The organism is Actinoplanes sp. CA-131856 (assembly GCF_050956135.1).
GTDB lineage: Bacteria > Actinomycetota > Actinomycetes > Mycobacteriales > Micromonosporaceae > Actinoplanes.
Genome location: NZ_CP191849.1, coordinates 5180694 through 5199887 on the forward strand (window position 1 = coordinate 5180694; position 19194 = coordinate 5199887).

The following is a 19194-nucleotide window of genomic DNA, read 5'->3' on the forward strand; positions in this document are numbered from 1 at the left end:
GCCGGACGGTTCACCGACATTCCAAAGTCACTTCGGGGCAGTACCAAAGACTCTATGGCCGCCTTGTGGGTAGGCCTAGGTTCAAGCCAACGACCGCGAAGTGAGAGGACATGCCCGTGCCGACGGCGACCTCGGACCTGCTAGCCGCGCCCAGCGAGGCGGAAATCGCCCAGCTGGACGCCTGGTGGCGTGCCGCCAACTACCTGACCATCGGCCAGATCTATCTGCAGGCCAACCCCCTGCTGCGGGAGCCGCTGAAGGCCGAGCACATCAAACCCCGGTTGCTCGGTCACTGGGGCACCAGCCCAGGCCTCTCCTTCGTGTACGCCCACGTTTCCCGCCTGATCCGGCACACCGGCCAGGAGGCGCTCTATCTGACCGGGCCCGGTCACGGCGGCCCCGCCCTGGTCGCCGCCGGATATCTCGAGGGGACGTACAGCGAGATCTATCCGAGGGTGACCCCGGACGAGGAGGGCATGCTGCGGCTGTTCCGGCAGTTCTCCAGCCCGGGCGGCATCCCCAGCCACGTGTCGGTGACCACGCCCGGCTCCATCCACGAGGGCGGCGAGCTCGGCTACGTGCTGGTCCACGCGTTCGGCGCGGTGATGGACAACCCCGGCCTGCTGGCCATCGCGGTGGTCGGCGACGGTGAGGCCGAGACAGGCCCGCTCGAGGGCTCGTGGAAGGGCATCTCCTTCCTCAACCCGGCCCACGACGGCGCCGTCCTGCCGATCCTGCACCTCAACGGGGCGAAGATCTCCGGGCCGACCGTGCTCGCCCGCAAGGACCCGGCCGAGGTCCGCGCGCTGCTCAGCGGTCACGGCTACGAGGTGATCGAGGTCGAGGGCTCCGACGTGCCGGGCATGCACGCCCGCTTCGCCGAGGCCCTCGCGTCGGCCTACGGCAAGATCAAGGACATTCAGGAGACCGCTCGTACGAGTCGTGGGGACGGCACCCGGCCCGTGTGGCCCCTGATCGTGCTGCGGACCCCCAAGGGCTGGACCGGTCCCGAGGAGGTCGACGGCGTCCACGTGGCCGGCACGTTCCGGGCCCACCAGGTGCCGCTGGCCGGCGTCCGCGAGAACCCGGAACATCTGGCTCTGCTGGAGCAGTGGCTCAAGTCGTACAAGCCGGAAGAGCTCTTCGACGCCTCCGGGGCGCCGGTCGAGCTCGTGCGCGGCGCCGCGCCCGAGGGCGACAAGCGGATGAGCGCCACCCCGCACGCCAACGGCGGCCTGATCACCCGCGACCTCGACCTGCCCGACTTCCGCGACTACGCCGTGAAGGTCGACCAGCCGGCCACCGAGCGAGTCGAGTCGACCCGCCGGCTCGGCGAGATGATGCGCGACATCTACACGCGCAACCCCGACCGGTTCCGGCTGTTCAGCCCCGACGAGACGAACAGCAACCGGCTCGGCGCGGTCTTCGAGGTCTCCGACCGGGCCTTCATGGAGCACGTCACCGCCGACGACGTGGCGATCGGGCCGGACGGCCGGGTCATGGAGGTGCTCTCGGAGCACAACTGCCACGGCTGGCTCGAGGGCTACAACTTGACCGGCCGGCACGGGCTGTTCGCCACGTACGAGGCGTTCGCCATGGTCAGCGCGTCGCAGACGGTGCAGCACAGCAAGTGGCTGGAGGAGGCCAACCACCTGCCCTGGCGGGCCAAGGTGCCCAGCCTGAACGTGCTGCTCACCTCGACCGCCTGGCGCAACGACCACAACGGCTTCAGCCACCAGGGCCCCGGCCTGATCCAGGTGGTGCTGACCGCCCGCGGCGACGTGAGCCGCATCTACCTGCCGCCGGACGCGAACTGCCTGCTGTCGGTGGCCGACCACTGCTTCCGCAGCCGCAACTACGTCAACCTGATCGTCATCGACAAGCAGCCCCAGCTGCAGTGGCTGACCATGGACGAGGCGGTCGAGCACTGCGCCCGCGGCGCCGGCGTGTGGGACTGGGCCGGCACCGACGACGGCCACAGCGACCCGGACATCGTGCTGGCCTGCGCGGGCGACGTGGTGACGATGGAGACGGTGGCGGCGGCCCAGATCCTGCGCGACAAGCTGCCCGGCCTGCGCGTGCGGGTGGTGAACGTGGTCGACCTGATGACGCTGCCCCGCCCCAAGGACCACCCGCACGGCATGAGCGAGACCCTGTTCACCGAGCTGTTCACCGACACGGTCGACGTGGTGTTCGCCTTCCACGGCTACCCCGGGGCGATCCACCAGCTGGTGCACGGCCGCCCCGACGCCGACCGGTTCCGGGTGCGCGGCTTCATCGAGCAGGGCACGACCACGACCCCGTTCGACATGACGGTCCGCAACAAGGCGTCGCGCTACCACCTGGTGATGGACGCCATCAACAACGCCAAGCGCCTCCCGCGCGGCGCCGAGGACCTCAAGAAGTGGTGCGAGTCCCAGCTGGCCCGCCACGAGGCGTACGTGGTCGAGCACCTGGAGGACATGCCCGAGGTCCGCGACTGGACCCTGGGCGACTGGGCCACGCGGTCCTGAGCGCCGTCAGCTCTTCACCGGTGTGACCGCGACGGCCGTGGACAGCGCGAAGTCGGGGTCGGCGACCGGGCGGCCGAAGTAGTAGCCCTGCAGGAGGCGGTAGCCGAGGCGGTACAAGGTCTCGGCCTGGGCTGCCGTCTCCACGCCCTCGGCCACCGCGGCCAGGCCCAGGCCCTGGCTCACCTGGATGAGGGCCTCGGCGATGACCGTGTGGCGGCCGGCCTCGGTGATGTTGTCCACGAAGGACTTGTCGACCTTCAGGGTGTCGACCGGGACCGTCTGGAGCAGGTTCAGCGAGCTGTGGCCGGTGCCGAAGTCGTCCAGGGCGATCCGCACCCCCAGCGCGCGCAGCTCGTTGAGCGTCACCACGGCCTGGCCGCCCTCGAAGACCGCCGTTTCGGTCATCTCGACCGCCAGGCATTGCGGCGGCAGGCCGGTCTCGGCCAGCACCGCCGCCACCGTGGCGGCGAAGCCGTGCCGGGCCAGCTGACGGGCCGAGACGTTCACGCTGACCCGGTCCGGGGCCAGCGGGCCCAGTGCGGCGCGCCAGTCCGCCATCCGGTGGCAGGCCGTGCGCAGGATCCATTCGCCCAGCTCGACGATGAGGCCGTTGCGCTCGGCCACCGGAATGAAGTCGGCCGGGCTGACCATGCCGCGCAGCGGGTGCTCCCAGCGGACGAGCGCCTCGACCGCCGCCACCCGGCCCGTGGGCAGTTCGACGATCGGCTGGTAGACGACCCGGAACTGGCCGCTGTCCAGCGCGGCCCGGATCTCCCCGCCGAGGCGCGCGTTCTCGCCGGCCCTCTCGTCGAGGGTGGGCGTCCACCGGCGTACGGGATCGCCGGTCTGCTTCGCCGCGTACATCGCCGCCTCGGCCTGGCGCAGCAGCTCCTCGGCGTCGACGCCGGTGCCGCCGGCCAGGCCGATGGCCACCCCCACGTACAGCTCGTGCCCGCCGGCCGTGACCGGGTGGCGCAGCGCCTCCGACAGCTCGTCCGCCAGCGTGCGGGCCTCGCCGGCCGTGGCGTGGGGAAGCAGCACGGCGAACTCGTCGCCGCCGATGCGGGCCACCACCGCGCCGGCCGGGGCGCCGGCCCGCAGCCGGGCCGCCAGCAGGGCCAGCACCCGGTCACCGACCGGGCGGCCCAGTTCGTCGTTGACGTTCTTGAAGCCGTTGAGGCCGAGCAGCGCGAGCTGCGGGCGCCCGGCGTCGCGCAGGGCCTGCACGACGCGGCGCCGGCTGGCCAGGCCGGTCAGGTCGTCGGTCAGGGCGGCGCGGTCGAGCTGCCTGACGAAACCGGCCATCCGGGTGATCACCAGCAGGAACAGGACGGCGTTGGCGACCGCCACCGAGATCAGGTCGTGCTGCTCGTCGCGGACCGAGGGCATGAACAGCAGGGCGGGGGAGAGCAGCGAGCAGGCGCCGAACAGCAGCAGGCGGCCGCGGCCCACCCCGGGGGTCTCGCCGGCGGTGTAGCCACGGACCATCGACGGGTGCAGCGCGGCGGCGGCCCACACCACGTACGACAGCAGGAACGCCGGGTCGGCCGGGTGGGTGTCGCTGAGCAGGGCGAAGCCGGTGTCGGCGGCGAACATGAGGGTGACCGCGGCGGCCAGCATCCACACGCTCGGGCTGGCGATGCGGGCGCCGGTCAGCAGCCGCGCCAGCAGGGCCAGCAGGAGCACGTCGGCCGCCGGATAGGCGGTGCTGGTGAAGCGTTCCACGGCCGAGTCGGCGTCGGCGGCGACGACCGGGTAGACGACGAACACCCAGTAGACCAGGCCCAGGCCGATGGCCACGATCGCGGCGTCGATCAGGTTGCCGCGGCTGCCCCGCACGAGCAGGAGAAGACCGACGGCCAGCATGGGGTACGACGCCAGGTAGAACACGTCGGCGGGAGACGGATACGGCTCCAGGTGCAGCACGTGCTGGTAGTACTCGTAGGTGAAGTCACCCAGCACGAAGGTGAGCTGGCCGGCCGCGAACCAGTACCACATGGCGGGCCGTGCCGGGCGGTGCAGGCGTACGGCGACGAGCACCGCCAGCCCCGAGACCAGCCCGATCCCGTCGTACAGCAGCGACGCGGCCAGCCCGTCCACGGGCAGCACGTACTGTCCGATGATCGCGAGCACTCCGGCCGCGAGCCACCAGCACCACACCCGTTCCCGGCTCACTCCCCGCTTGTTCGGCCGGGCGCCGGCGAACTTGAGGTCTTGTCTAAAACCTAGTTTGGCGATAGGAAATAGCGATGGCCGTTCCCCTGTCGATCCTCGACCTCAGCCCGCTCGTCGCCGGCGGCACCGCCGGCGACGCCCTGCGCCGGACCCTCGACCTCGCCCGCCACGCCGAGCGGTTCGGCTATCACCGGTACTGGGTGGCCGAGCACCACTTCACACCCGGTGTGGCCGGCTCACAGCCGGCCCTGCTGCTGGGGCAGATCGCGGCGGCCACCGAGCGGATCCGGCTCGGGTCGGGCGCGGTGCAGACCGGGCACCAGACGGCCCTGAGCATCGTCGAGCAGTTCGGCCTGCTCGACGCCCTCTATCCGGGGCGGTTCGACCTCGGGCTCGGCCGGTCGGGTCAGCAGCGCACGGAGGCGGTCTCGGAGATCGCGGTGGTCAAGGAGCCCGAGCCCGAGCGGGTGGTCGACGGCCTGCTCATCCCGCGGCACTTCTCCTGGGCGCCGATCCACGTGTCCTCGCGCTCGGCCCTGCTGGCCTCGCTGCTGGCCCAGCCCGGCGCCCAGTCGCTCGGGCTCGGCGACATCCTCGACCAGATCGAGACGCTGCTCGCCGGCCCGTACACCGACGCCGAGGGCAACGAGGCCCGGGCCGTGCCCGGCGAGGGGGCCGACCTCGAAATCTGGCTGCTCGGTTCGAGCGGCGGCGAGAGCGCCCGGGTGGCCGGGCAGCGCGGGCTGCCCTTCGCGGCCAACTATCACGTGGCCCCGGCCAAGGTCCTGGAGGCCGTCGAGGCGTACCGTGCCGCCTTCAAGCCTTCACCGCGGCTCAGCGAGCCGCGCGTCATGGTGTCGGCCGACGTCCTGGTCGCCGGCGACGACGAGACGGCCCGCCGGCTGGCCGCCCCGTTCGGGCTGTGGGTGGCCGGCGTCCGGAGCGGCAAGGGCGCCATCCCGTACCCGAGCGTCGAGGAGGCACTGGCCCACGAGTGGACTGATGACGAGCGGGCCCTGGTCGACGACCGGGTCCGCACCCAGTTCGTGGGCTCCCCGGCCACGGTCGCCGAGCGCCTGCGCACCCTTCAGCGCGTCACCGGCGCCGACGAGCTCCTGGTCACCACGATCACGTACGACCACGCGGACCGGGTCCGCTCGTTCGAGCTGCTGGCGAAGGAATGGAACTGAAGCCCTCGAAGAGCGGACCGCCGTTGGCGGCGAGCACCTCGGCCGCGAAGGCCGCCGGCTCGTCGCGGGCGGCCAGCCACCGATCGGCCAGCGCCGGGTCGAGCTCGCGCAGCTCTCGCAGCAGCCATTTGCCACCGCTGACCCACCAGCCGGCGAAGGCCAGCGCGGCCCGCCCGGCCTCGGTCCACACGGCCGAGGTGAGGACGAGCCGCTCGCCCGGGTCGGCCACGTGCTTGAGGTCGTCGAGCAAATCGGTCAGGCCGTACCGGAGCCGGTCCTTCTCGTCCTGCGGCAGCGGCCCCGGGCCCTCGGCGAGGACCCGGGCACACCGTGCCGGCAGATCACCCGGGTCGCCGACCAGGACCGCTCCGCGCGCCAGCATGCGATGGGTGCTCGGCTTGCGGGCGGCCAGCTCCCGGCCGAGAAACTCGGCCAGCTTCTCCGGGTTCTGGACGAACAGCTCGACCGGCCAGCCCCGGTGCCGCAGGCTCTCACGGAACGCCGGCCCGTCCGCCCGCATCACCACGATGTCGAGATCGGAGCCGGCCGTCCGGTCGGCGGTCAGCACGCTGCCGGTCAGCAGCGCCCAGTCGGCCTCGGGAAAGCGATCCAGCACCAGCTCGCGCGCCACGTCCACGGGTTCCATCCGGTAACCCTGGCAGACTTGCGCGGGTGGGTGAGGCGCAGGAGGCTCTCGACCGGGCCTGGCGGTCCGACGCCGCCGGCATGCTGGGGGTGCTGGCCCGGCGCCTCGGCGACCTCGACCGGGCCGAGGAGGCTCTCCAGGAGGCCACCGCGTCGGCCCTGCGGCACTGGCCGGCCGAGGGTGTTCCGGCGAACCCGGCCGGGTGGCTGGTCACCACCGCCTGGCGCAAGGCCGTCGACGCGCTGCGCCGGGAGGCGGGCGGCCGGGCGAAGCTGGCCGTCCTGGCCGGTACGCCCCCGCCCGAGCCGGCGCCGGACGACCGCCTTGCGCTGATCTTCGCCTGCTGTCACCCCGCGCTGCCCGAGCCGTCCCGCATGGCCCTCACCCTGCACGCGGTGGCCGGCCTTCCAGCCGACGCGATCGCCACGGCGTTCCTGCTGCCGAGGGCGACTCTCGCCCAGCGTCTGGTCCGGGCCCGCAAAACCCTTCGAGACCAGGGTGTACGGGTGGAGGTGCCGGCCGCCGAGGACTACGGCTCCCGGCTGCCCGCCGTGCTGACCGTGCTCTATCTGATCTACAACGAGGGCTACACCGCGCGCCGTCCCGAGCTCGCCCGCGAGGGCCTCGACCTGGCCCGGCAGCTGGCCGATCTGATGCCGGCCGAGCCGGAGGTGGCCGGTCTGGCCGCGCTGGTGGAGCTGCACGAGGCGCGCTCGGCCGGCCGGTTCGACGCCGAGGGCCGCATCGTGCTCCTGGAGGATCAGGACCGGTCGCTGTGGGACCTTCAGATGATGCGTTCGGCCGTACGCCGGTTGGCCGTCGCCGCTCGGCGGGACCGCCCCGGGCCGTACCAGTTGCAGGCCGCGATCGCGGCCCAGCACGCCCTCGCACCCTCGTACGAGAAGACCGACTGGCGCGCCGTCCGCGCCTTGTACGACAGTTTGCGGGTGCTCCAGCCGTCGCCGGTGGTGTCGCTGAGCCGCGCCGTGGCGACCGGTTTCGTCCTCGGCCCGGCGGCCGCGCTGGACGAGGTGGACGCCCTCGAGGACCGCTTGGTGGGCTATCGCCTGTGGCACGCCACCCGCGCCGACCTGCTGGGCCGGCTCGGGCGCACCGGGGAGGCCGTCGAGGCGACCCGGCGCGCCCTGGCCCTGGCCACGAATCCGGCGGAGCGTGAGCTGCTCCGCCGGAAACTCGGCGCCCTCGGCGCTTCTTAACGCTCCAGCACGGGCCGCACCTCGACCCGGTCGCCGACCGCGGCGATGCCGGGCCAGGTCGCCGCCACCGCCACCGCGTCGTCGATGTCGTCCGCGACCAGGTGGATGAAGCCGCCGATCTGCTCCTTGAGCTCCACGAACGGCCCGTCGGTCACGGTGGGCCGGCCGCCGTCGCCGGCGCCGACCGTCTTGGCCGTCTCCGTCCGCTGGAGCTCCGCACCGCCGTCGGCGATCTTCCCGGCCTCGAACCACTTGCCCCACCAGGCCCCGACCTCGTCCATGAGCCCGTCCGGAAGCTTCGGCTCGTACCACGCCGACTCGTCACCCACGATGATCATCACGTACCGCATTCCGCGCTCCCTCTCTCGGTTTCTCCCCGGATGACGATCGGGCCGCCGCGGAATCGACATGCCGGCCGGAAAAAGTCCGATTGCCTAGTCCGCCTATAGGAATTATGGTAGTCCGAGCCGACCGGAGGAGGCCCCGTGCCGCACCTTTCCGCCCGAACCCACCTGGCCAGCCCCGTCGACATCGCCACCTACGGCGAATACCGGCCCCGCACGCCCGTCTCCTTCACCGGCCGGATCACCTCCGACGGCGAGTTCACCGCCCGCCCGTTCCGCTACCACGTCTACGGCGGCCGCTTCTGTCCGTGGACCCACCGGCTCGCCATCACGCGCGAGCTGGCGGGTCTGCACGACATCGTCACCATGTCGTACGTCGACAATCAGCGCGACGGCCGCGGATGGGCGTTCCGGGCCGTGAACGGACCCGATCCGGTGAACGGCTTCACACTGCTGAGCGAGGCGTACGAGGCCACGGTCGAGGGCTTCAACGGCCATGCCGGCGTGCCGGCCCTGTGGGACCGTTTCACCACCCGGGTGGTGAGCAACGACCCGGCCGCCATCGGCATCGACCTGGCGACCCGCTTCCAGCGTCTGGCCACCGCGCCGGTGACGGAGACCTATCCGCCGGCCCTGCGCGCCGAGATCGACGAGCTGGACCGCTGGCTGCGCCCCGCGGTGAACCAGGGCGCCGGCGCGGCGGCGACCGACGGCCAGGCCCGGGCCGCCCTGCTCGACGCTTTCGAGCGCCTGGACGCCCGCCTGTCCGGCGAGGACCACCTGATCGGCGGCGCGCTGACCGAGGCCGACATCCGCTTGTGGGTGACGCTGGTGCGGTACGACGCCGGCCCCAACGCGGCCCGCACCATCAACCCGGGCCTGCACGTCTACCCGAACTTGTGGCGCTACGCCCGGAACCTGTACCGCATCCCCGCCTTCCACGACACGACCGACTTCGCGGCCTTCACCCGCCCGGGCGCGATCCTCCCGAACTGGGATTGAATCCGGACTTGCCCATTGCCGATGGGTCTAGTAGGAATTAGCACGTGACCACATCGCTCGACGCGCCGCCCGTTGCCATCGCCCGGCCGCAGCCGGCTGTCACGTCGTCCGGTGATCGGCGGCGGCGCGTCGCCCTGCGGATCGTCGCGCTTCTCGTCCTCTATGGACTTTGGGAGCTGGCCGCCCGTACGACTCGGAATCCGACCTTCATCCCCTCGCCCGGCGCGGTCTGGCATCAGCTCGTCGTCACATCGAGCGTTCACGACGGTGTACGGGGATACAGCGGGCACCTGCTCGCCGAGCACCTCGCGGTGAGCCTGCGCCGCATCCTGATCGGCTCCGCCATCGGTGTGGCCGGCGGCCTCGTCCTCGGGCTGCTGATGGGCACCGTCACCTGGCTGCGTGTCGTCACCGAGCCGGTGGTCACCTTCGTGCGGGCGCTGCCGCCGCTGGCGTACTTCAGTCTGTTCATCATCTGGTTCGGCATCGACGAGACGCCCAAGCTGTGGCTGCTCTCGATCGCCGCCCTGCCGCCGGTCGCCGTCGCCACCGCCGCCGCCGTGCAGGGCGCGCCGACCGGGCTCGTCGAGGCGGCCCGGGCCCTGGGCGCGGGCCGCTGGCAGGTGACGCGCGACGTGACGCTGCCGCACGCGCTGCCGGAGATCTTCACCGGCGTCCGGCTCGCGGTCGGCGTCGCCTACAGCTCGGTGGTCGCGGCCGAGACCATCAACGGGGTTCCCGGCATCGGCGGCATGGTCCGCGACGCCCAGCGCTACTCCCAGACCGACGTGGTCGTGCTCGGTCTGTTCGCCATCGGCCTCTCCGGCCTGCTCATCGACGCCCTGCTGCGGACGGCCGAGAACCGGCTGATCCCGTGGCGCGGCCGCGCCTAGACAGGGGTTTGACATGAAGAAGTTGATAGCGGTTCTCATGGTGGCGGCGATCGGTACGGCCGCCTGCGGCAACGGCGCCGTCGGCGGGGGAGCGAGCGCCGACAAGAAGACGATCCGGCTGGCCTATCAGGCTTTTCCCAGCGGCGACCTCATCGTCAAGAACCAGGGGCTGCTCGAGAAGGCCCTGCCCGACTACCAGATCACGTGGACCAAGTTCGACTCCGGGGCGAGCATCAACACCGCGTTCGTCGCCAAGAGCGTCGACATCGCGGCGATCGGGTCGAGCCCGGTCGCGCGTGGACTGTCGGCGCCGCTGAACATCCCGTACAAGGTGGCCTTCGTCCTCGACGTGGCCGGCGACAACGAGGCGCTGGTGGCCCGCAACGGCAGCGGTGTCACCGACGTGGCGTCGCTGACGGGCAAGAAGGTGGCGACGCCGTTCGCGTCGACCGCGCACTACTCGCTGCTGGCGGCCCTGGAACAGGCCGGCGTCGCGGAGAAGGACGTCGACATCGTCGACCTGGAACCGCAGGACATCCAGGCGGCGTGGACGCGCGGTGACCTCGACGCGGCGTACACCTGGCTGCCGTCGCTGGCCGAGATCAAGAAGACCGGCAAGGTCCTGAAAGCCAGCCGCGAACTGGCCACGGCCGGCAAGCCCACCCTCGACCTGGGTGTCGTGTCCACCGCGTTCGCCGACGCCCACCCGGAGGCGGTCGACGCCTGGCGCAAGGTGGAGGCGCAGGCCCTCGACATCATCGCGAGCGACCCGGACGCGGCGGCCAAGGCGGTCGGGGCCGAGCTGAACCTGAGCCCGGCCGACGCCAAGGACCAGCTCTCGCAGGGCGTGTTCCTCAAGCCGTCCGACCTGTCCTCGCCGGAGTGGCTGGGCACCGAGGCGGCGGCCGGCAAGCTGGCGGACAACCTGGTGAGCGCGGCCGAGTTCCTGAAGTCCCAGCAGAAGATCGACGCGGTGCCGGCCCTGGCCGACGTGCAGAAGGCCATCTATGTGAAGGGCCTTCCTGATGTCCTCGGCTGACGCGGTCGTCCTGGACGGGGTCGAGCACCGCTACGGCGACGTGACCGCGCTCGGCCCGGTCGACCTCACCGTCCCTCGCGGCGAGTTCCTCGTGCTGGTCGGCGCCTCCGGCTGCGGCAAGAGCACGCTGCTGCGCCTGATCGCCGGCTTCGAACAGCCGACGTCGGGCGCGGTCCGCACGGCCGGCGCCCCGTCGCCCGACCCGCGCTCGGACGAGGCCGAGGCGGTTCTTTCGGCGCCGGTGCCGGGGCGCGGGGCCGGGCTGGTCTTTCAACAGCCGCGGCTCTTTCCGTGGCGCAGCGTGGGCGGCAACGTCGCGCTTGCCTTGCGGTACGCCGGATTGCCCGCGACGCCGGACAGAGTCAGCCAACTGCTGGAGCGGGTGGGCCTGCACGACGTGGCCAAGCGCCGGACCTGGCAGATCAGCGGCGGCCAGCAGCAACGGGTCGCCATCGCCCGGGCCCTCGCCGTCGACAACCCGCTGCTGCTGCTCGACGAGCCGTTCGCCGCGCTCGACGCGCTCACCCGGGAACGGCTGCAGGAGGACCTGCGCCGGGTGAGCCACGAGACCGGCCGCACGTGCGTGTTCGTCACCCACAGCGTCGACGAGGCGGTCTTCCTCGGCAGCCGGGTGGTCGTGCTGACCCCGCGCCCCGGCCGCATCGCCCTGGACCTGCCCATCGACCTGCCCCGCGCCGGGCTCACCCCCGACGAACTGCGCGGCCTGCCCCGCTTCGCCGCGCTCCGGGTCGAGGTGGGCGCGGCCGTCCGATCGAGATCAGAGGAGGCACACGCATGATCAAGGAGTACGAGCCGCTCGGTCCCCACTTCGGCGCCGTGGTGCATGGCGTCGACCTGGCCTCGGCGTCCGACGACGAGATCGCCGGGATCCGGGCCGCGCTGGTCGAGCGCAAGGTGCTTTTCTTCCGCGACCAGACCCTCGACGACGACGGTCAGGTCACGCTGGGCCGCCGGATCGGCGAGCTGACCGCCTCACACCCGGTGGTCGGTGGCGTCGACCGGGCCCACCCCGAGGTGTACGCCTTGGACAGCACCGACAACGGCTTCGCCGACGTCTGGCACACGGACGTCACGTTCATGCGGCGCCCACCGCTCGGCTCGATCCTGCGCGCGGTGACCCTGCCGCCGACCGGCGGCGACACGAACTGGGCGGACAGCCAACTGGCGTACGACTCCCTGGCTGATCCGGTCAAGCAGTTGGTCGACAAGCTCACGGCGGTGCATGACGGCACCCGCGAGTTCGGCTACTACCTGGCCCAGCGCCGGGGCGGGAAGGGCAACGAGTGGGACGGCGAGGTGGTGACCCGCCTCGACCCGGTCGAACATCCGGTGATCAGGGTCCATCCCGAGACCGGCCGCAAGGGCATCTTCGTCAATCCCGGCTTCACGTCGCACATCTCCGGCGTCTCCGAGTTCGAGAGCAGGGCCATTCTCGACCTTCTGTACGCCCGCCTGACCAAACCGGAGCACATCATCCGGCACCGGTGGCGTCCCGGCGACGTGGCCATGTGGGACAACCGCAGCACGGCCCACTACGCCAACCGCGACTACGGCGACGCCCGTCGCGTCATGCACCGGATCACGCTGCGGGGTGACGTCCCGGTAGGACCTGAAGCCTGATCTCCGATATCCTCACCGCGTGGCTGATGCGGCCCACCCGCCGCCGACCCGGTCTCCCGGATCGGCGGCGGTCGCATTTCCGCTCCCACCGGTCGGCTTTCGACCCGGCCTGCGGGAACCGATCGTATTGATCTAGCGTCTGAGCCTCGCGGGTCCGTGATCGGGGGAGGAACGGCGGCATGAGGCGCTGGATGGCCGGGGTCATGACCGTGGCGGCGCTCGGTGGCTGCGCCGGGGCGGGCTCGGCGGCCGCGGACGAGCGCGCGCGGGACATCCTGGCGCGCTACGACGAGGCTGTCCGTGCGGGCGGTGACAGCCCGCGGCTCGTGCCGGCCGGACCGCTGACCGGCTACGTCGGCGGGCTCGAAGAGCGCAACGCCGACTACCAGGACGGCATCGGCGCGGGACGACTCGAGGCGGCCGACGGCGACCTTCCTCAGGCCGCGTCAACCGGATCCGTGACCTGGAAGACCGGCGAGAAACTCACCGTGCCCCTCCTCGCCGCAGCCGACGCCCTCGCGCAGGTGAACGCCGAGGGCACCCCGGCCGACTGCCCGGACTGCGCCGCGGTGCCGGTGACCGGGGCGCGCCTGACCGCGGGCGAGATCCCGACGAGCCGCGGCCCGGCCGTCGTGCCCGTGTGGGAGTTCACCCTCGAGGACAGCGCCTTCCGCGTCACGCGGGTGGCGGTCGCGCCGTCGGCGACCGTCCAGTACACGCCTCCGTCCGGCAGCTCCGGCGCCCCGGTCGCCGAGTCGGCGGTCCTGACCGGCGGCGCCTTGACGATCACCTTCATCGGCGCCGAGGGCCCAGCTAGCGAGACCTGCGGCGCCGACTACTCAGCCCGTACGGTCGAATCTCCGCACGCGGTCGTCGTCGTCATCTCCGCGAAGAAGCATCGTTGGGGCCTCGACAGCTGCGACGACGTCGGCTACACACGAACCGCCACTGTGGAACTCGCCGAGCCGCTCGGCGGGCGCGCCGTGCTGGACGTCCGGACCGGCAACCTCGTACCGTTACCTTTCAGTGCGCTTTGGTGAGCACACGGTTGGTAGTCCTGCCTTGCGGTGGGACGGTCCCGGTCTGACCGACTGGTGTCGTGCCGGGTTGACGCTTCACAGCCACCTGCCCGCGTACGCGGGTCTTCTGGTCGGCTCCACGTCCTGCCACCGGGCCACTCCCGGCGGTGTCGAACTCGGCCGCGAGGGCGGCCAGGTTGAGCGCGGCGTTGCGGTCACGGTCGATGAGCAGGCCGCACGCCTGACAGGTGTAGGTGCGCTCGTGCAGGGCCAGCTTGGATTTCGCTGTGCCGCATGCCGAGCAGGTTTTCGAGGACGGATACCAGCGGTCGGCCACGAGCAGCCGGCCGCCGTTCCAGGTGGTCTTGTAGGCCAGTTGCCGCCGGATCTCGGCGAACCCGGCGTCGGCGATGTGCCGGGCCAGCTTGCGGTTGGCGAGCATCCCGGTGACGTTGAGATCTTCGATGACGACCGTGCCGTGCTCGCCCGCGAGCCGGGTGGTCAGCTTGTGCAGCCCGTCGCGGCGCAGGTTCGCCACCCGGGTGTGCGCGCGGGCGAGCCGGGCCGCGGCGCGTTCCCACCGTTTCGACGGGCGCCGCCCGGTGCGCCGGTCGGGGCCGCTCTTGCGGGACAGTGCCCGCCCCAGAGCGCGCATCCGCTGCTGAGCCGCGGCCAGGTGGCGCGGGTTTTCGATCAGTTCGCCGGTGGACAGGACCGCGAGGTGTTTGATCCCGACGTCGACACCGATCGTTGAGTCCAGCCGCGCCGGCCTCCGCTCGGCCCGTTGCACCTCGACGGTGAACGACACCTGCCAGCGGCCGCCGGCACGGCGCACGGTCGCGGACATGATCCGCGCCGTGCCGTTGTCCAGGCGGCGGGCCAGTTTGCGGGCCGATTCGTGCAACTTCAACCGGCCCAGCCGGGGAAGCACGATGTGCATCCGGTCGGGCTCGACCCGGATGGCTCCGGTCGTGAACCGTACTGATGGTGTGGTGCGGCGGCGGGACTTGAACCGGGGGAAGCCGACCGGGCGCCCGCCGCGTGTGCCGTTACGGGAGGCGGCCCAGTTCTTCAATCCACGCGCGAGGGCGTCGAGGCCGGTGTTGAACGCCTCTTTGGACACCTCACGCCACCATGGCGCAACGTCGGGCTTGGCGGCGTTCCATGCTCTGCGCAGCCCGGCCAGAGACCATGACAGCGACGGCGTCAGCAACTCGTCCGGCATGCCGTAAGAACGTTCGGCGGCCCGCTGGTGCATGACCGCTTTGACGCGGGCGAGTGCCCAGTTGTGGGCGACCCGGGCGGCCCCCGCGTGCGCGAGTACGTCGCGTTCGTGGCGGGGGGAGAGGTCGAGGGCGAACCGGTACGCCTGGATCGTGTTCACGCCGGGTCCTCTATGGCGGCCTCGACCGCGCGGCGGGCACGGTTCGCGGCAGCGCGACGGCCGTGCAGCCGGGCGCACAACGAGGTGAGGATCTCGGTCACGTCGCGGAGCAGGTCGTCATCGACCTCGGCCGGATCGACCACCAGCAGGCGGCGACCCTGCGCGGTCAGCGCCGCTTCGATGTAGTCGGCGCCGAAACGGGCGAACCGGTCCCGATGCTCGACCACGATCGTCGACACGGCCGGGGTCACGCAGCAGCATGAGGAACTTCTTGCGGTGCCCGTTCAGCGCGGAGCCAACCTCGGTCACCACCCGGTCCACGGAAAGCTTCTGGCCGGTGGCCCACACGGTCACCCGGGCGACCTGCCGGTCCAGGTCCGGCTCCTGCTCAGCCGAAGACACCCGGGCATACACCACCGTCTGCCCAGTCCCGGCCGGTGCCCCGCTGACCGGCTCTCCGACCATGATCAGGCGGCCAAGGCGGTAAGCGGGAACGGGCAGCGTCCCAGACTCGTAACGCCGGCGTGCCGTCGCATACGAGATTCCCGTAATCGCCGCCCATTCCTTCAAATTCACGACGGCAACTATAGATAGTTAGTGATCACTAGTGATGACCGACACGCCAGCAGGTGTTAACCCCTGGAATTGGGTCCCCGATGAAGCGCTGGTTGATCGCGGTGACCGCGATGACGGCGATCGGCGGCTGCGGAGCGACGACGACGCCGGCGGCGCCGGAGCCCGCGCCGACTCCGGCGGATCAACGGGCGTGGGAGGTGCTCGCGAGCTACGACAGGGTGGCGCGGGACGAGGTGCTTTTTCTGCCCACCGGCGGGCTGACCGGGCATGTGGGCGCGCTCGAGCCTTCGAACGAGCACTACAAGGCGGCCATCGGGGCCGGGCGGATCGAGGCCGTGGCCCCGCTGCCCGTCGCGCCCCGGCCGAAGGGCACGGTGGTCTGGGCCGGCGGCGGGAAACTCGCGGTGCCGCTCACCGATGCCGGCGAAGCGCTCCAGCAGGTGATCTCCGAGAACGGCGGAGACTGCCCAGGCTGTACGGCGGTTCCGGTGACCGGCGCGAGGATGACCACGACCCGGATCCCGACCACGCGCGGCGAGGCCACGGTGCCCGCGTGGGAGTTCACGCTGAAGGGCAGCGCCTTCCGGATCACCCGTGTCGCGGTGGCGCCGTCGAGCGCCCTGCCCTACACCCCGCCGCCGGGAACCGCGGGCGGGCCGCCGGCCGAGTCGGCCACCGTGGCGGGCCGGACCTTGACCCTCACGGTCACCGGCTCCCGGGCACCGGCGAGCGAGCCCTGCGGCGCCGACTACTCGGCCCGGGCGGTCGAGTCGGCCCACGCCGTGGTCGTCATCGTCGAGGAACGCCAGTACGACGGCGACTACGCCGACAACGTGGCCTGCTCCATGGCCGGCTTCCCCCGCACCGCCACCGTCGACCTGGCCGCTCCTCTCGGCGAACGCGCGATCCTCGACGTCCAGCAGGGCTCGCCGGTGCCCCTGTCGGTCAGGCGGCGGTGACCGGCACCTTGACGACGGCGTCGAAGAGGTAGCCCAGCGTGTTGAAGCGGGCCACGTCCGGCTGGGTGGTGCCGCGGACGTCGGTGGCCCGGGCCAGCAGCACGTGTTCGCCGGCCGTGGGGCGCCAGTCGAGCTGCCAGCGCTGCCAGGCGGCGTCGATCGAACGGCCGGTGAAACGGGCCCGCCGCCACGTGGTGCCGCCGTCGGTGGAGACGTCGACCCGCTTGATCCGGCCCCCGGCCGACCAGGAGCGGCCGGTCAGCCGGGTGGTGGCGCCGGCCGGGAGGACGGCGCCCGGGTCGAGCTCGAACGCGCTCTTGATGGACTGCCGGTCGAACGGCAGGCCCTCGACCGGGAACTCGGGGCCGAACAGCCGGTAGAACTGTGAATTCCACGGCGAGAACAGCGGCTCGTCCGAGACCTCGATCCGCCCCACCCACTTGATCGAGGAACTGCCGATCCAGGACGGGACGACCAGGCGTACGGGGAAGCCGTGATCCGGCGGCAGCGGCGCGCCGTTCAGTTCGTACGCCAGGATGACATCGTCAAGCGCCTTGCTGACCGGCATCGGGCGGCGGACCGGGCCGAGGTCGACGCCACCGCTGACGAAGTTCGGGTCGAGGCCGGAGGCCTGCACGTCCACCGCGTGCCGGCCGATGCCGGCCTGGCGGAGCACTGTCGACAGGCGTACGCCCCGCCAGCGGCCGACGCCCACCGCGCCCACCCCCCACGCCGTGCCCGCGACGGTCTGGCCCTGCTGGGAGGCGAAGTAGCCGCGGCCGTTTCCGGCGCACTCGACGGCGACCGACCGGGTGACCGACGGCAGTCGCAGCAGGTCGGCCAGCGAGAACGTTCGCGGCCCGCCGCGCAGGCCCGCGCCGAAGATCTCAAGCGCCCAGGTGGCACTGTCAATCAACGGTGTACTTGTGTGGTTGCGGACGAAGAAACGGTCCACCGGCACGTGGTAGCCGACGTCCTTGAGGGCCGACCAGCGCGTCTCCGCGTTGGTGCCGAAGACCTTGAACAGCTCGGCCGGCAGCGGCTTGACGATCGGCCCGGCGCCCGCCGAGACCCCGGCCGGTCCCGCCGCGCCGGCTTCGGCGGCGGCCGGGTCGGCCAGGCCGGCGCCGGTGGAGGAGCCGATTGCCGCGTCGGCGGAAGAGCCGGACGCGGCCCCGGCGGCGGAACCGGAGGCGCCGCCAGCGGAGGCGGCGTGGGCCGCCGAGGCCGCGCCGGCCAGCGCGGCTGAAGCGGCGACGGAAGCCGCGCCGGTCAGTGCCAGGAAGGACCGCCGCGAGAAGCCCCGCGCCTGCCCGGAACGCCACTGGCGCAGCCGTACCGAGTCGTATTCAAGCTCATCCATGGTCGTAACCCTATCGGCACTATAGGAGATGAGGATAGGGTGACGCGCATGGACTTTCACTGGTTTCTGCCGACCAACGGCGACAGCCGGGACATCGTCGGCGGCGGCCACGGCGTGCCGGTCGGCGCGGCCGGTGGCGTGCGCCCGCTGACCATCGGCTACCTCGGGCAGATCGCGCGCAGCGCCGAGCAGCTGGGCTTCGCCGGGGCGCTCACCCCGACCGGCGCGTGGTGCGAGGACGCCTGGATCACCACGGCGATGCTGACCGAGGTGACCGAGCGGCTCAAGTTCCTGGTCGCGTTCCGCCCGGGCCTGATCTCGCCCACCCTGGCCGCGCAGATGTCGTCGAGCTTCCAGCGGCTCTCCGGCGGACGCCTGCTGCTGAACGTGGTCACCGGCGGCGAGTCGTCGGAACAGCGTCAGTTCGGCGACTTTCTGGACAAGGATTCCCGGTACGCCCGTACGGCCGAATTCCTGGGAATCGTCCGCGCCCTGTTCCGGGGCGAGACGGTCGACTTCGACGGCGAGCACCTGAAGGTTGAGGGGGCCCGGCTGACCAAGTTGCCCGACCCGGCGCCCGACATCTACTTCGGTGGTTCCTCGCGGGCGGCCGGCCCGGTCGCCGCCGCCCACGCCGACGTCTATCTGACGTGGGGTGAGCCGCCGGACTCAGTCAAACAGAAGCTTGACTGGATCAGGCAGCTCAAGCCGGACATGCGCTTCGGCATCCGGCTGCACGTGATCAGCCGCGACAGCGCCGAGGCGGCGTGGCGCGAGGCCGACCGGCTCCTCGCCAATGTCGGCCAGGAGGCGATCGCGGCCGTGCAGGCGGGCCTGCGCAAGAGCGAGTCCGAGGGTCAGCGCCGCATGCTTGAACTGCACGGCGGCAACCGCGACGGCCTGGTCGTGGCGCCCAACCTGTGGGCGGGTGTCGGCCTAGTCCGCGGCGGCGCCGGCACCGCGCTGGTCGGCAGCCACACCGAGGTCGCCGACCGCCTCCAGGAGTACGCCGAGCTCGGCATCAGCGAGTTCATCCTGTCCGGCTACCCGCATTTGGAGGAGGCCTACTGGTTCGGCGAGGGCGTGCTCCCCGAACTGGCCCGCCGGGGCGTCTGGCAGCACCCCGCCGGCGGCGAAGCCAGCGCTACGACGGCGATCCCCTTCGCCGGCGTCCCGACCCCGGCCCCCTCATAGCGGCCCTCGCCCCGTCATGGCGACGTCCGACGCGACGCA

At 71.8% G+C, this 19194-nt stretch carries 16 protein-coding genes and 1 pseudogene; 11 read left to right on the forward strand and 6 right to left on the reverse strand.

Features of this window, described 5'->3' with window-relative positions:
• Positions 1-110: 110 nt before the first annotated feature.
• Positions 111-2513 carry a phosphoketolase family protein gene (locus ACQP2X_RS23930; RefSeq protein ID WP_498700405.1) on the forward strand — a complete coding sequence of 801 codons (2403 nt, stop codon included), beginning with the start codon at positions 111-113 and terminating at the stop codon, positions 2511-2513.
• A 6-nt stretch (positions 2514-2519) separates the two neighbouring features.
• Here the strand turns inward: ACQP2X_RS23930 and ACQP2X_RS23935 are convergent, their stop codons facing one another.
• Positions 2520-4688, reverse strand: a complete 2169-nt coding sequence (locus ACQP2X_RS23935) for a putative bifunctional diguanylate cyclase/phosphodiesterase (protein ID WP_498700407.1) — start codon at positions 4686-4688, stop codon at positions 2520-2522.
• Positions 4689-4762: 74 nt separating this feature from the next.
• Here ACQP2X_RS23935 and ACQP2X_RS23940 point away from each other — a divergent pair, with 74 nt between their 5' ends.
• Entirely contained in the window at positions 4763-5878 is a 1116-nt protein-coding gene (locus ACQP2X_RS23940; RefSeq protein WP_498700410.1) for an LLM class flavin-dependent oxidoreductase, read from the forward strand.
• On the opposite strand, the gene ACQP2X_RS23945 is transcribed toward ACQP2X_RS23940, so the two are convergent.
• Positions 5817-6524 (reverse strand): nucleotidyltransferase domain-containing protein, encoded by a 708-nt coding sequence (locus ACQP2X_RS23945; protein ID WP_498700412.1) that lies wholly within the window; start codon positions 6522-6524, stop codon positions 5817-5819. The genes ACQP2X_RS23940 and ACQP2X_RS23945 overlap by 62 nt on opposite strands.
• Before the next feature lie 26 nt (positions 6525-6550).
• Here ACQP2X_RS23945 and ACQP2X_RS23950 point away from each other — a divergent pair, with 26 nt between their 5' ends.
• Positions 6551-7741 (forward strand): RNA polymerase sigma factor, encoded by a 1191-nt coding sequence (locus tag ACQP2X_RS23950; protein ID WP_498700414.1) that lies wholly within the window; start codon positions 6551-6553, stop codon positions 7739-7741.
• Here the strand turns inward: ACQP2X_RS23950 and ACQP2X_RS23955 are convergent.
• Positions 7738-8091 carry a YciI family protein gene (locus ACQP2X_RS23955; protein ID WP_498700416.1) on the reverse strand — a complete coding sequence of 118 codons (354 nt, stop codon included), beginning with the start codon at positions 8089-8091 and terminating at the stop codon, positions 7738-7740. The two genes, ACQP2X_RS23950 and ACQP2X_RS23955, sit on opposite strands and share 4 nt — an antisense overlap.
• 135 nt (positions 8092-8226) lie before the next feature.
• On the opposite strand from ACQP2X_RS23955, the gene ACQP2X_RS23960 reads away from it, so the two are divergent.
• The 6 genes from ACQP2X_RS23960 to ACQP2X_RS23985 all read left to right on the forward strand — a co-directional run bounded on the left by ACQP2X_RS23960 (position 8227) and on the right by ACQP2X_RS23985 (position 13700).
• Positions 8227-9087: a glutathione S-transferase C-terminal domain-containing protein gene (locus ACQP2X_RS23960; RefSeq protein ID WP_498700418.1), complete on the forward strand. Its 861-nt coding sequence runs from the start codon at positions 8227-8229 to the stop codon at positions 9085-9087.
• A 44-nt stretch (positions 9088-9131) separates the two neighbouring features.
• Positions 9132-9980 carry an ABC transporter permease gene (locus tag ACQP2X_RS23965; RefSeq protein ID WP_498700421.1) on the forward strand — a complete coding sequence of 283 codons (849 nt, stop codon included), beginning with the start codon at positions 9132-9134 and terminating at the stop codon, positions 9978-9980.
• A gap of 13 nt (positions 9981-9993) precedes the next feature.
• Complete coding sequence (locus ACQP2X_RS23970; RefSeq protein WP_498700422.1) at positions 9994-11019, forward strand: taurine ABC transporter substrate-binding protein; 1026 nt, start codon at positions 9994-9996, stop codon at positions 11017-11019.
• A complete protein-coding gene (locus ACQP2X_RS23975) occupies positions 11006-11818 on the forward strand; it encodes an ABC transporter ATP-binding protein (RefSeq protein WP_498700424.1) in 813 nt (270 codons plus the stop codon). Before ACQP2X_RS23970 ends, ACQP2X_RS23975 begins: the two co-directional genes overlap by 14 nt.
• Positions 11815-12660 (forward strand): TauD/TfdA dioxygenase family protein, encoded by an 846-nt coding sequence (locus ACQP2X_RS23980; protein ID WP_498700425.1) that lies wholly within the window; start codon positions 11815-11817, stop codon positions 12658-12660. Before ACQP2X_RS23975 ends, ACQP2X_RS23980 begins: the two co-directional genes overlap by 4 nt.
• A 179-nt stretch (positions 12661-12839) precedes the next feature.
• On the forward strand, positions 12840-13700 hold the full coding sequence (locus tag ACQP2X_RS23985; protein WP_498700427.1) for a hypothetical protein: 861 nt from the start codon (positions 12840-12842) through the stop codon (positions 13698-13700).
• Here the strand turns inward: ACQP2X_RS23985 and tnpB are convergent.
• Complete coding sequence (gene tnpB / locus ACQP2X_RS23990) at positions 13684-15063, reverse strand: IS607 family element RNA-guided endonuclease TnpB (RefSeq protein ID WP_498700428.1); 1380 nt, start codon at positions 15061-15063, stop codon at positions 13684-13686. The two genes, ACQP2X_RS23985 and tnpB, sit on opposite strands and share 17 nt — an antisense overlap.
• Positions 15060-15639, reverse strand: a pseudogene (locus ACQP2X_RS23995) (IS607 family transposase). The gene tnpB and the pseudogene ACQP2X_RS23995 overlap by 4 nt, the downstream one beginning before the upstream one ends.
• An 80-nt stretch (positions 15640-15719) precedes the next feature.
• Here ACQP2X_RS23995 and ACQP2X_RS24000 point away from each other — a divergent pair.
• A complete protein-coding gene (locus ACQP2X_RS24000) occupies positions 15720-16598 on the forward strand; it encodes a hypothetical protein (RefSeq protein ID WP_498700429.1) in 879 nt (292 codons plus the stop codon).
• Here ACQP2X_RS24000 and ACQP2X_RS24005 read toward each other — a convergent pair.
• Positions 16585-17961 (reverse strand): sulfite oxidase, encoded by a 1377-nt coding sequence (locus ACQP2X_RS24005; protein WP_498700431.1) that lies wholly within the window; start codon positions 17959-17961, stop codon positions 16585-16587. The genes ACQP2X_RS24000 and ACQP2X_RS24005 overlap by 14 nt on opposite strands.
• Positions 17962-18009: 48 nt before the next feature.
• Between ACQP2X_RS24005 and ACQP2X_RS24010 the strand changes: the two genes are divergently transcribed.
• A complete protein-coding gene (locus tag ACQP2X_RS24010) occupies positions 18010-19155 on the forward strand; it encodes an LLM class flavin-dependent oxidoreductase (RefSeq protein ID WP_498700434.1) in 1146 nt (381 codons plus the stop codon).
• The last annotated feature ends 39 nt before the right edge of the window (positions 19156-19194 follow it).